The organism is Streptomyces sp. NPDC059851 (genome assembly GCF_042732005.1).
In the GTDB taxonomy this organism is placed as follows: domain Bacteria; phylum Actinomycetota; class Actinomycetes; order Streptomycetales; family Streptomycetaceae; genus Streptomyces.
The window spans coordinates 1-10,546 of the sequence record NZ_JBHWJJ010000200.1; the positions used below are offsets into that span (position 1 = coordinate 1).

Here is a 10,546-nt window from a genome sequence, read left to right on the forward strand (position 1 = left end):
TTGTCCCCGGCGGGCGCTGCGTGGCGCCCCGGCCGCCCCCCCCGGGCCGGGCCGTGGAACCCCCCCCGCGACCCGGTCAGCGCGGCGGATCCGCACACCGCCCAGTGCCCCTACTGCCGTGAAGCCGTCGAGGGGCTGGCGGGCCTGGACCGGGCCACGCGTGCGCTGCGCGCCGAGGAGCAGCCCGACAGCCAGGGGCTCGTCAACCGGGTCATCAACGCCGTTCGGGCCGAGGTGCGGCTCGGCGCCATGCTGCTGCTGGACGACCCCGGTCACGACCTTCGCATCGCCGAGAGCGCCGCCGCCAAGGTGCTGCGCCAAGCCGCCGACAGCGTCGCCGGCACGCGCGCTGCAAGCTGCCGCCTCACGCCCGCCCAGGAGGGCCGCGCCGACCACGTCGTCGCCATCACGATCGCGGTAACGCTCGACCGGCCGTTGCTGGAGCGGGCCGAAGAGGTACGCCGAGCCGTCCTCCGCGCAGCCGACCGCGTCCTCGGCCTCGCCGTCACAGCCGTGGACCTTGAGATCAGCACCGTGCTGGAGCTCCCCCACGTGCCGGGTGGCCCGCGGTTCGGGCTGAGCGAACGATGACCGCGGCCGACCGCAAGGACGTCCAAGGGGCCGCGGCCCGGGCGGCCCTCGCCGTTCCCGGCGTGGCCGCCCTCCAGCCGTCGCTCGCCGCCCGGCTGGCCCGCGCAGCCTCCCGCGTCCAGCATGCGCGGGTCGAAGGAACGACCTCGCCGCCGGAGGCGGCGGGCATCCATTGCGACCACACGCCGGAAGGCGGATGGCACGTGGAAGTGCGTTGCGTTCTGCACGCTGACCACCGGGTGGTCGACGTCGCCCGGCAGCTGCGCGAAAACGTGCGGGCCGCAGTCACCGCCTGCCTCGACCCGCACCACGCAGCGGGAGGCGTCGCCGTCCTGGTCACCGTCACCCGCACCGTGTGATTTCGCAGGTGATCACTGCGGTCGTGCGGTCGCCGGTGCGTTCGAGCGGGCGGGGGCCGTGCCACCCGGACGTCGTGGCGCTCACCGGGCCGGCTGCGCGTCGGTGCTGCCGTGTGCTCCGCGCCGGTTCACGGAGCCGCTCGGGTGAGAAACGGTTGCGGCGCCCGTCCGGCGGTCACCTTGTCATCATGAACGACTCAACCAATGCCGCGACACCGTCGGACGACGAGCAGGTCGTCGAGCGCCTCGTGCCGGTGTGGCTGGCGGAGGCAGAACGCAACGGCTCCCCCACCGCCGCCGAGGCGGCCAAGGACTGGCGGCAGCGTCACCGTCGCCTCACCGACGACGCGGCCCGGGAACTCGCCGACTGGGTGACCGCGCGCGTCACCGACACGGGGTTCAACGAGGACGAGGGACCGTCCCCCGCGGGGCCGGCGCGCATCAGCGTCGCCGACAAGGCTGCGGTGCACCGGTGGCTCGCCGCCCACGGTCACGAGGTCTGAGCGGAACCGCCCGGCCGTCCCGTTGCTGGCGGCCGTATCCCCAGCGGCAACGACCCGGCGCCGGATCCCCGTGGGACGCCGAGCGGGAGCCCCCGCCCGGCTCCCCGGCACCGCCGGGTCGCGGCCGGCCGTACACCGTAAGGGTCGCGGCCGGCCGTGCATCGGATCAGTGCGGGTGTCTCCGCTCGGCGGAACGGTCACCTTTCCGACCCCCGCGCGAGCTCTTGCCGCTGTCCGGCTCGGGACTCGCCGCCTGTCCTCCCTCGTACTCCTCCTCTTCCTGCCTGCTCGGCCCGCCCTTCCGCTCCCGTTTCAGCTCGTCCTCGCGTTGCCTGTTGAGCTCGTCCTTGCGTGCCTTGCCCTGCGGATCACTCATCCTCAGTCCCTTCCACCGACGAGAACGCGGCACAGCCGTGCCGCCCCCAACATGTCCCCACATCGGGCGCGGGGCCACAAACCGAACGCCTCCGACCGGGGGCACGACGCCCGCCCGCTGCTCGTGCCGGCTCCCCTCGGAGGACCGGCAGCTGGACGCCGCCGTTTCAGCAGTCCGTGTCCGGGCACACGTAGCGTCACGACGGATGACACCAGGAGGATTCGTGTCCGGACTACTCGCAAAGATCAAGCAGTTCAGCCGCAGCCCCCAGGGGCAGCGGACGATCGCTTCCGTGCGCCGCGCGGCTTCCGACCCGCGCAAGCAGGAGCAGGCACGCCGACTGCTCGGCCGACTCCGCGGCAAGCGCTGACACGGCAGAGGGGAACGGCACCCGGCGCACCCCGCCCGCGGATGACACGCCGCTCCGTTCGGCCCCCGGCCGCCAGAGCCGCTGGGCTACGGCTGGGGCCTCGCACGGCCGTGATCACCGACGACTACCGTCAGAGTCCGCCGACGTCGAGCAGACCCGGGCGTCATTCGTGCGTGCCCCGGCGCGGGGCCGTGGCACCCAGGGTCAGCCTGGCGTCCAGCCAGACCCTCTCGAACTCGTCGGCCGAGATCGCGCCGGCGCGCGGCGCCTCCTCCCATCCGATGAGCTTGCCCTCGGAAACGAGGCCGTACCGCTGCTCGTACCGGCTCATCGTGGCGATGTCCGCGCGCTCCTGGTACCGGAGGACCTCTTCCAGGGACGCGGCGGTCACCGGGGTGCCGTCATCGCCCCGCACGTCCACTTGCCGGAGGACCCACCCCTCATCGTCACCTTCGAAGTACCGCCATAAGTCCAAGGCCTCGTCGTACGTGCGGATCCACATCACCATGGCACCACGTTCGCGCAGGAACGGCACTGCTCCGGTGCGGCACGCGTGCGGCTGTGAAGGACTCACCCCGTCGCCGGGCCGTTCTTGATGTGGCCCGAGTCCGCGCGGGCCGCCGTCTGCCGCTGGAGTGCCGTGCGCCGCGCTTCGACGTCTACTTGCGCGTTCGGGCGAGTTGGGGCCGTCGGCCCGCTGGGCGCAGCAGCGGCCGCGGCGCCGGCTGCCGTGCCGGGCACGGGCCCGGGCGCGGGAGCAGGCGCAGGGCCGGGCGCGGCGGGTCGGCCGGGGCGGGAGATGATGTGGGGCATGTTGACGCCGACGCCGATCACCAGCATGGACCTCAGCGGTTTCACCGAGCGGGAGCCGGGGGTGTGGACCGACGCACGGGGGCTGGTCCTCTCGGTCCACTTCTTCGGTCTCGTACCGGACCTGCCCGCGCCGCTCGAGGCGTCCGACCGGCTCCGGTACGGACTGGCCAGCTCCGTCTCCGCAGCCGGTGCGGGCCTCATCGAGGCGGTGGTCGGCCGGGTGGACACGCTCCCGGCGGTCCGTCAACTCGTCAAGGTACCGCTGCAGAACAGGCGCGGGCAGGCCTTCCTGGCCTCGTGGACCGTCCCGCGGGCCGGGTGCAGCACGGTCGTCAAGGTCCAAGCCGCGGAGGGCGCGTTCACGGGGATGAGGGAGGCCGTGCTGCTGGCCGAAGTCGGCCCGGAGCGCTTCTTCACACCGCACCCGTACGGGCCGGACATCGCCGGCGGACTGCCCTACCACGTCGGAGACCTGGAGCAGTGGGACGCTCGGTTCCCCGACCATCCGTTGACCCTGGTCCGGGCCGCGCTGGACCGGATCGTGCCCACGGTGACGCTGCACCCCTCGTTCAAGGCCCTGCCGCCGTTCGGCCACGCCGAACCCCCGCAGCCCCACGCCGCTCCCTGAGCGGATGACGGGCGGACTGAACCCGCGCTTCACCACAGCCTTCGGTTCCGGGTCCTGCGCCACCGCATTCGATCGTTCCCGGGCGTCCGGCCGGGCACCGCCGCCTAGGCTGCGGGCATGATTGCTGACCGCTATCTCTCAGAACTGTTCTCGCTGGACGGCCGGGTCGCCGTGGTGACGGGCGGAAGCTCCGGCATCGGACGAGCCGTCTCCGGCGCTCTCGCACGAGCGGGGGCCAGCGTGGTGCTCGTGGCGCGCAAGGAGGCGGAACTGGCCGCCGCTGTCGACGAACTGGCATCGGAGGGCTGCCGGACGGCCTGGGTGAGCGCCGACCTCAGCACCCGCGACGGGGTGCGCGCGGCGGCGGAGCAGGCAGCCGAGGTGTTCGGCGAGCCGGACGTCCTCGTCAACAGCGCGGGGATCAACCTGCGGCCGCCGATGGGCGGGCTGGGCGAGGATGTGTGGGACGCCACGATGGCGGTGAACCTGGAGGCGCCCTACCTGTTGGGCCAGCGGTTCGGGCCCGGCATGGCCGAGCGGGGCTTCGGACGGATCATCCACATCAGCTCCCAGCAGGCGCACCGGGCGTTCGTCCAGAGCGGAGCCTACGGAGTGTCCAAGGGGGCGCTGGAGTCCCTGGCCCGCTCCCAGGCCGAGGCGTGGTCGCCACACGGCGTCACCTGCAACACTCTGGTGCCCGGCTTCGTCATGACCCCGCTCAACGCACGGCTGTCGTCCGACCCGGAGAAGGTGGCGGCGCTGGCCGCGCGTACGCTGGTCGGACGCAACGGCCTGGCCGACGACTTCGCCGGAGCGGCGGTGTTCCTCGCCAGCAGCGCCTCCGGCTACATCACCGGCCAGGCGATCTTCGTCGACGGCGGGTTTTCCGTTCACTGAACGCGACACCATGTGACGTGGCACCATCTGCGCACCACGGGCCCGACGGCCTTGTCGCAGAGTGCACTTGCACCGGCAAGCCGCCGGGGCCGGCACCGTCCCCGAGGCCGGCGTCGCGTCGCCGGGAGGGCGCGGCCCGCGGCCGAGGGACGGGAGCCAGGCGGAGCAGGACCGCCGCCGCGCCACGGTCGCCCGAGGCCCCGCGCGAGTCCCTGCTGGGGCGGGCGGACCCCGGCGGTGTGGCCACCGGGGTCCTCCTCGTCCGGCCGGTGGGGCCGGGACGTGTGCCGAGTGCGGGGTCAGGGTCCGGGTGGTCCGGAGGGTCGGCAGCTCGGCTGCCCCTTCCTTCAGGCTGCGCCGCGGGCCTTGAGGGCCTCTACCACCTGGTGGGCGGTGTCGACGCTGGACTGGGGGTTCTGGCCGGTGATGAGGTTGCCGTCGACCACGACCTTGCTCGTCCAGGCAGGACCGCCCTCGACGACGGCGCCGAGGTCGCGGAGCTTGCTCTCCGTGAAGTACGGCGCCGCCTCCTTGAGTCCTCCCTGCCGTTCCTCCTCGTCGGTGAAGACGGTCAGCTTGCGGCCGGCGAAGGTGAAGGCGCCGTCCTCGCCGGTCGCGCTGAGCAGGGCCGCGGGGCCGTGGCACAGTGCCGCGACGATCTTCCCGCTGCGGTCGGTGTCGGAGACCAGACGACCGAGGTCCCGGTCACGTGCCAGGTCCTCCATCGGACCGTGCCCGCCGGGGATGTAGACGGCGTCGTAGTCGGCGGCCGTGACGTCGGCGAGCGTGAGGGGCTCGCCGAGCTGGTCGGCCAGGGAGTCCAGGTAGGCGCGGAACTCCTCGCCCGCGGCCTTCTCCACGCCGCCGCGCTCGTCGAGGCTGATCTCGTCGACGGTGGGCCGTACGCCCCCGGGGGTGGCGAGGTCGACCTCGTGACCGGCCGCACGCAGCACCCGGTGCGAGGCGACGACCTCCTCGGCCCAGTAGCCGGTGGGGTGGCTCGTGCCGTCGGCCAGGGTGAGGCTGTCGGCGCCGGTGAGGACCATGAGGACCTTTGCCATGGCGGACCTTCTTTCCGATTCTCTCTCGCGGTCGTTCTGCGTCCTATCCAACCCCCCGGTCCGCGGAATTCCTCCACTAAACTGGCTCCTGTCATCAGTTTTCTTATGGAAAGAGGGTTGCGTGCCGGACCTCGACCTGCTGTCCACCTTCCTGGAGATCTACCGGAGCGGGTCGATCACCGCCGCCGCGGACCGGCGGGGCCTGTCCCAGCCCGCTGCCAGCGGACAGCTCGCCCGCCTGGAGGAGCAGCTCGGTGAGCCCCTCTTCATCCGGTCCCGCCGGGGTGTGGTCCCCACCGAGCGCGCCTACGACCTGGCACGGCGGGTCGGCACCCACATCGACGAGCTCCGGCACGCCCTCGCCGCCCCCGGCGAGGACCGGGCGGCCTACCGGGGCACGGTGCGCCTCGCCGGCGCCTCGGACCTGGTGGCGGCGCGCATCGTGCCCGTACTCGCCCCGCTGACCGCCCGTGGCCTAAGGCTGGACATCACTCTCGGCCTCGCGGAGGACCTGCTCGCGGCACTCACCGCCGCACGTGTCGACCTGGTGGTCTCGGCGGTGCGCCCGCAGCTGAAGAACGTGGTGGCCACGCCCCTCGCCGACGAGGAGTTCGTACTTGTGGGCCCACCCGGCCTCGCCCGCACGGTCGACCCCGACCGGCTCACCACCGAGCCGCTCAAGGCGCTGTCACACCTGCCGCTGGTCGCGTACGGGGAAGAGCTGCCCATCGTCCGCCGCTACTGGCGCAGCGAGTTCGGCCGCCGTCCACCCAACCCGGTCGCGGTCACCGTCCCCGACCTGCGCGCGGTTCTCGCCGCCGTGGTCGCCGGAGCCGGGGTGTCGGTCCTGCCCCGCTACCTCGCCGAACCCGCACTCGCTTCCGGCTCGGTGGAGGTGCTGCACCACCCGCAGGTGCGTCCGCTCAACACCCTCTACCTCGCGACCCGCGTCGGCGGCCTGGCCAACCCTGCCGTGGCAGGGGTGCACCGGCACCTGACCGAACGCTCCCGCGAGTGGGACGTGCTGTAGGCGGACGGCCGGCGGCGGGCGCGGCCGTTCCGGGTCGGCACCCGACCACCCGTCCTCGGCCGCCCCGGCGGACGGGGCCCGACGGCGTGCGGAACCCGTGGTTCATACTCCCGCCATGAACATGCCTCGACTTCCCCTCGTCTGCGCGGTCCTGCTCTTCGGGACCACGCTGAGCGGCTGCTCCTTCCTCGCCCCGAGCGCGACGTGCGAAGGCACCGATGCGGCCCTGACCGAGCTGGCGGCACTGCCGGTGCTGGATCTGCGTCCGGTGCGGGCCACGCCCGTGAGCGCCGGGACGGGGGCCGAGGCCCACTGCGTCGACGACACGGCAGGCGCCTGGCTGTCCGCGGAGCGGCTGTACGTGCACGACGGAAGTCGTACGGAGGTGCTGGAGTACTACGGTCGGGAAGCGGCAACTGCCGGATGGCGTCCCGTACAAGACCTCGACCTGGGACCGGACGGCCGGACGGCCGTCTTCTGCTTCGAGTCCGTCCGGCAGCCGAGCATCACCCTCGCCTTCCACACACCGGAACAGCTCCGTGAATGGTACGGAGTGGAGCCGGTACCGCGGGCCGCCGGTACAGGGCCCCGGACCTGGTTCTCGCTGTCCGCCGAGGCGGCGCCCGACGGCTCCCCCATGGGCTGCGGGGGCTAGCCGGGCACGGGGTCAGCCAGGGGTCGCCACCGGTTGCCGGATAGCCACGGCGAGTGGGTCTGCCGCGGTACGGTGGCTTGTTCGGTCTGAGCGGGCCCGACGATCTGCTGGCGCCGTTCACCGAGGAAGCCATGGAGTCGGACGCCGCGCACGGGCCTCCGCTGTTCTCCCTCGGCGGTCTGGCGGTACTTCGGCAGCGGGCAGCTGGTGCCGCTCAACGCCGACGTATGGACCCCGGCCTTCGCCCTGTGGCCCTACCAGCGGGAGCAGGTCCTCAACGAGCGGCACGGCTTCACCGATCGTGCTCCAGTCCGGCACGGCGGGAACGGCCGGTTCCTAGGTGGTCGGGCGGGGTCGGAGTCAGGTGTGATGGGTCAGCCGGATGCCGTCGTGCGCATCCGGCTGACACGACCCGAGGAGTCGCCGTGTCCCGTACCTGCGCGTTCCGCCTGCGTTCCGCCCTCGTCGCCTTGGCCGCCGCGGCGGCCCTTGTCGGAGGGACGGCCGTCGCCGAGGCCACCTCCGCCTCGCACGCCGCGTCCGGCCCCGTCCTGGTCGGCTTCTACGGCACCCTGGAGGAGTGCTTCGACGCCGGGTCCCAAGTCATCGGCGAGCACGGTTGCGTCTTCGTCGGCGCCCGCGGTTACGCGCTCTACGTGTACGAGTGACGGCGGCGGTCAGGGGGCCGCTGGCGCACGGGCGCGAGGCGTCGTCGGTGGCTGTGCGGGCTGTCGGTGAACGTGTTGTGGTCGACCCACACGTGCGTCGATGCCGGCAGGGTGACGGCGTCGTACGCGGAGTTCCAGTTGCCCTCGGAGCCGTCCGTGGGGTGCCACTGCGGGAAGCAGTCACGGGTGTCGGCGAAGGTCAGGTTGCGGATGATGACGTTGTCCGCCTTCTGCACCAGGAGGCTACCGCCGTTGATGCCCGCGTCGGTACCGGGCACGCCGACGATGGTGGTGTTCGACGGTTCGACGGCGCCGTGATGACGACCCGCTCGGCCTGCTTCGCCTGCGCCGCCGCCCGGGCCGACTCCTGCGCGCCGGCCGGCAGCTTGGACCGTCCCCACACCGCAGGGTCGTACGCCTTGAGGTAGGCGCTGAGCGCATGGCCCCTGCTCTTGGCGTAGTCGGCGCAGCCCAAGGGGCGGCCCCGGTCGTCGGTGTTGGCGTCGATCCGGCCCTTCACCCGGATGACCCTCGGTGCGCCGGACGGGCCCGCGCGCAGCGCCTTGACCAGTTCGGCCCGTGTGGTGACGGTGACGTCGTGCGCCGCGTCGGCGGCCTGCCCGCCGGTGGTGCCGGAGCCGCTCGCAGCCCAGCCGTCCCGGGCGGCCAGGGCGGCATGTGCGAGATCGGTGACACCTGCGTCCGCGCGCGCGGAAGGCCGTGAGACCTGCATCACACCGTCCCGAGCGCAGCCCCCTCCGGCGCAACCCCGTGGCCGTGGGCGCGTCGATGCTGGTGCGGGCCGCCCGGTGCAGAACTGGCGCGGCGGCGGTGCCCCGTCGACCTCCGGTCACCACGCCGCCTTGCCGCCCGCGGACGTGCGTCCGGACCGAACCGGGGTGTGCCACAGGTCGTTTGTGTCTCGTCCCGGGCTTTTGGGTCGCTTCGTGATCAACAGTCAGGTGATCATGGAGTCCGGGTCCGTGCGCTTGCCGATCAACCGCACGAGAGGGAGGGACCCCCACCCGGGTGCGCCCGCCCCCTGCGCCGTACCGGCCGGCCCATCACGACCGAAAAGGACCGCTCCGTATGATCGCGACACGCAGACTGCTCCGGGTGGCCGCCAGTCCCGTGCTGGCCGCCGCTCTCCTGACGTCCACCGCCCCGTCCGCCTCAGCCGCTGACCCGCAGCCGCTGTACGGCGAGTTGGCGAACAACGGCACGTTCGCCGCCGGCACCACCGGCTGGTGGTCCTCCGGTGCCTCCGTGGCCGCCGCCGGCGGCGCGCTCGTCGCGACCGTCAACGGCGGGACGGGCAACCTGTGGGACGCCATGGTCGGCCAGGACGACATCCGGCTCCGCCCCGGGGCCACGTACACGCTGTCCTTCGACGCCAAGGCCTCCGCGCCGGCGAAGATGCGCACGACGGCGCAGCTCGGTGACGCGCCCTACACCGCGGCGCTGGACCGGACCGTCGACCTGACGACGGTCTCCAAGCGCTTCACCTGGACGTTCACCTCCGGAATCGACACCACCACCGGAGCCGTCACCTTCCAGCTGGGCGGTCAGCCCGTGAAGACGGACGTCGTCATCGACAACGTCTCGCTGACCACGTCCACGGCCCGCGAGGGCTTCTACGTCGACCCGGCCAACAACGCCGCGACCTGGGTCAAGAACAACCCGAGTGACCCCCGCTCCGCGAAGATCAAGGCAGCCGTCGCGGACCACAACACGGTGAAGTGGTTCGGGGACTGGGACGCCGACCGCAATCCCGCGACCGGCATCCAGGCCGAGGTGTCCCACTACGTGGGCGCCGCCGCGGCACAGGGCCGTGTGCCGGTCCTGGTCGCCTACAACATCCCCGGCCGGGACTGCGGCGGCGCCTCCTCCGGCGGTGCCGGCTCCCCGGACCTGTACAAGGCCTGGATCGACAAGTTCGCCCAGGGCATCGCGGGCCGCCCGGCTATCGTCGTGCTGGAGCCGGACGCCGTGGCCCAGTCCTCGGACGACGCGTGCATGAAGGGCGCCGCCGAGCAGCGCTTCGACATGCTGCGGTACGCCACCCAGCGCCTGCAGCAGCAGGGCAAGTTCGTACAGACGTACCTCGACGCCGGTAACGCGACCTGGACGCTCGGTCCGGACCTGAGCGGCACGCAGGGCATAGGCCTCAAGAAGATGGCGTACCTGCTCAACCGCTCGGGTGTCGCCACGGCACGCGGGGTCTCGGTCAATGTGGCCAACTTCGACGACACGGCCGTCGCCGACGACTACGCCAAGCGCCTGGCGGCCCAGCTGAAGACCGACTTCGGCGTGACCAGCCGCTGGGTGGTCGACACCGCCCGCAACGGCAACGGCGGCTATGTCGTCCCCGGTTCCCCGAGCAGCGGCCACGTCGGATTCTGCAACCCGCCCAAGCGCAAGCTCGGTGCGACCTCCCGGGCCGGCAGCGCCGGTGGCGCGGACTACCAGCTGTGGATCAAGAACCCGGGCGACTCGGACGGCAACTCCTCCCAGTGCCCGGCGGGATCGCCGCCGGCGGGCACGTTCTCGCCTGCGCTGGCCGAAGCACTGATCGACGGCCGCTGAGGGTAGGGC

Annotated in this window: 15 protein-coding genes; 10 read left to right on the forward strand and 5 right to left on the reverse strand. The window is 72.6% G+C overall.

The window, feature by feature from the left end; genetic code table 11:
* The 3 genes from ACFV7Q_RS36565 to ACFV7Q_RS36575 form a co-directional block, all read left to right on the forward strand.
* The coding region (locus ACFV7Q_RS36565) for a hypothetical protein (RefSeq protein ID WP_385435249.1) at window positions 1-591 on the forward strand (591 nt) is incomplete at its 5' end.
* A complete protein-coding gene (locus tag ACFV7Q_RS36570; RefSeq protein WP_385435250.1) occupies window positions 588-950 on the forward strand; it encodes a hypothetical protein in 363 nt (120 codons plus the stop codon). The genes ACFV7Q_RS36565 and ACFV7Q_RS36570, both read left to right, overlap by 4 nt.
* 188 nt (window positions 951-1,138) lie before the next feature.
* Window positions 1,139-1,453 carry a hypothetical protein gene (locus ACFV7Q_RS36575; protein WP_385435252.1) on the forward strand — a complete coding sequence of 105 codons (315 nt, stop codon included), beginning with the start codon at window positions 1,139-1,141 and terminating at the stop codon, window positions 1,451-1,453.
* A 166-nt stretch (window positions 1,454-1,619) separates the two neighbouring features.
* On the opposite strand, the gene ACFV7Q_RS36580 is transcribed toward ACFV7Q_RS36575, so the two are convergent.
* Window positions 1,620-1,829, reverse strand: a complete 210-nt coding sequence (locus tag ACFV7Q_RS36580) for a hypothetical protein (protein WP_385435253.1) — start codon at window positions 1,827-1,829, stop codon at window positions 1,620-1,622.
* A gap of 223 nt (window positions 1,830-2,052) precedes the next feature.
* Between ACFV7Q_RS36580 and ACFV7Q_RS36585 the strand changes: the two genes are divergently transcribed.
* Window positions 2,053-2,199, forward strand: coding sequence for a hypothetical protein (locus tag ACFV7Q_RS36585; RefSeq protein ID WP_385435254.1), 147 nt, complete (start codon window positions 2,053-2,055; stop codon window positions 2,197-2,199).
* A gap of 163 nt (window positions 2,200-2,362) precedes the next feature.
* Here the strand turns inward: ACFV7Q_RS36585 and ACFV7Q_RS36590 are convergent, their stop codons facing one another.
* Window positions 2,363-2,707 carry a hypothetical protein gene (locus ACFV7Q_RS36590; RefSeq protein ID WP_385435255.1) on the reverse strand — a complete coding sequence of 115 codons (345 nt, stop codon included), beginning with the start codon at window positions 2,705-2,707 and terminating at the stop codon, window positions 2,363-2,365.
* 303 nt (window positions 2,708-3,010) lie between these two features.
* On the opposite strand from ACFV7Q_RS36590, the gene ACFV7Q_RS36595 reads away from it, so the two are divergent.
* Together ACFV7Q_RS36595 and ACFV7Q_RS36600 are read left to right on the forward strand one after the other, a co-directional pair.
* Window positions 3,011-3,640, forward strand: a complete 630-nt coding sequence (locus tag ACFV7Q_RS36595) for a hypothetical protein (protein WP_385435256.1) — start codon at window positions 3,011-3,013, stop codon at window positions 3,638-3,640.
* A 117-nt stretch (window positions 3,641-3,757) separates the two neighbouring features.
* Entirely contained in the window at window positions 3,758-4,537 is a 780-nt protein-coding gene (locus tag ACFV7Q_RS36600) for an SDR family NAD(P)-dependent oxidoreductase (protein WP_385435257.1), read from the forward strand.
* Between the two features lie 347 nt (window positions 4,538-4,884).
* Here ACFV7Q_RS36600 and ACFV7Q_RS36605 read toward each other — a convergent pair whose 3' ends face one another.
* Window positions 4,885-5,598, reverse strand: a complete 714-nt coding sequence (locus ACFV7Q_RS36605) for a type 1 glutamine amidotransferase domain-containing protein (protein WP_385435258.1) — start codon at window positions 5,596-5,598, stop codon at window positions 4,885-4,887.
* Window positions 5,599-5,719: 121 nt separating this feature from the next.
* Between ACFV7Q_RS36605 and ACFV7Q_RS36610 the strand changes: the two genes are divergently transcribed.
* The 3 genes from ACFV7Q_RS36610 to ACFV7Q_RS36620 all read left to right on the forward strand — a co-directional run bounded on the left by ACFV7Q_RS36610 (window position 5,720) and on the right by ACFV7Q_RS36620 (window position 7,951).
* Window positions 5,720-6,628 (forward strand): LysR family transcriptional regulator, encoded by a 909-nt coding sequence (locus ACFV7Q_RS36610; RefSeq protein WP_385435259.1) that lies wholly within the window; start codon window positions 5,720-5,722, stop codon window positions 6,626-6,628.
* Window positions 6,629-6,743: 115 nt separating this feature from the next.
* Window positions 6,744-7,283: a hypothetical protein gene (locus tag ACFV7Q_RS36615; RefSeq protein WP_385435260.1), complete on the forward strand. Its 540-nt coding sequence runs from the start codon at window positions 6,744-6,746 to the stop codon at window positions 7,281-7,283.
* Window positions 7,284-7,708: 425 nt separating this feature from the next.
* Entirely contained in the window at window positions 7,709-7,951 is a 243-nt protein-coding gene (locus ACFV7Q_RS36620; protein ID WP_385435261.1) for a hypothetical protein, read from the forward strand.
* Here ACFV7Q_RS36620 and ACFV7Q_RS36625 read toward each other — a convergent pair.
* Window positions 7,936-8,229, reverse strand: a complete 294-nt coding sequence (locus ACFV7Q_RS36625) for a hypothetical protein (RefSeq protein ID WP_385435262.1) — start codon at window positions 8,227-8,229, stop codon at window positions 7,936-7,938. The genes ACFV7Q_RS36620 and ACFV7Q_RS36625 overlap by 16 nt on opposite strands.
* Entirely contained in the window at window positions 8,151-8,684 is a 534-nt protein-coding gene (locus ACFV7Q_RS36630) for a hypothetical protein (protein WP_385435264.1), read from the reverse strand. Before ACFV7Q_RS36630 ends, ACFV7Q_RS36625 begins: the two co-directional genes overlap by 79 nt.
* Window positions 8,685-9,040: 356 nt before the next feature.
* Here ACFV7Q_RS36630 and ACFV7Q_RS36635 point away from each other — a divergent pair, with 356 nt between their 5' ends.
* Complete coding sequence (locus ACFV7Q_RS36635) at window positions 9,041-10,537, forward strand: glycoside hydrolase family 6 protein (RefSeq protein ID WP_385435263.1); 1,497 nt, start codon at window positions 9,041-9,043, stop codon at window positions 10,535-10,537.
* Window positions 10,538-10,546 lie beyond the last annotated feature (9 nt).

Coding starts and splice junctions, on each gene's coding strand:
- ACFV7Q_RS36570 (WP_385435250.1), top strand. CDS start 588: ATGACCGCGGCCGACCGCAAGGACGTCCAAGGGGCCGCGGCCCGGGCG.
- ACFV7Q_RS36575 (WP_385435252.1), top strand. CDS start 1,139: ATGAACGACTCAACCAATGCCGCGACACCGTCGGACGACGAGCAGGTC.
- ACFV7Q_RS36580 (WP_385435253.1), bottom strand. CDS start 1,829: ATGAGTGATCCGCAGGGCAAGGCACGCAAGGACGAGCTCAACAGGCAA.
- ACFV7Q_RS36590 (WP_385435255.1), bottom strand. CDS start 2,707: ATGGTGATGTGGATCCGCACGTACGACGAGGCCTTGGACTTATGGCGG.
- ACFV7Q_RS36595 (WP_385435256.1), top strand. CDS start 3,011: ATGTTGACGCCGACGCCGATCACCAGCATGGACCTCAGCGGTTTCACC.
- ACFV7Q_RS36600 (WP_385435257.1), top strand. CDS start 3,758: ATGATTGCTGACCGCTATCTCTCAGAACTGTTCTCGCTGGACGGCCGG.
- ACFV7Q_RS36605 (WP_385435258.1), bottom strand. CDS start 5,598: ATGGCAAAGGTCCTCATGGTCCTCACCGGCGCCGACAGCCTCACCCTG.
- ACFV7Q_RS36615 (WP_385435260.1), top strand. CDS start 6,744: ATGAACATGCCTCGACTTCCCCTCGTCTGCGCGGTCCTGCTCTTCGGG.
- ACFV7Q_RS36630 (WP_385435264.1), bottom strand. CDS start 8,684: ATGCAGGTCTCACGGCCTTCCGCGCGCGCGGACGCAGGTGTCACCGAT.
- ACFV7Q_RS36635 (WP_385435263.1), top strand. CDS start 9,041: ATGATCGCGACACGCAGACTGCTCCGGGTGGCCGCCAGTCCCGTGCTG.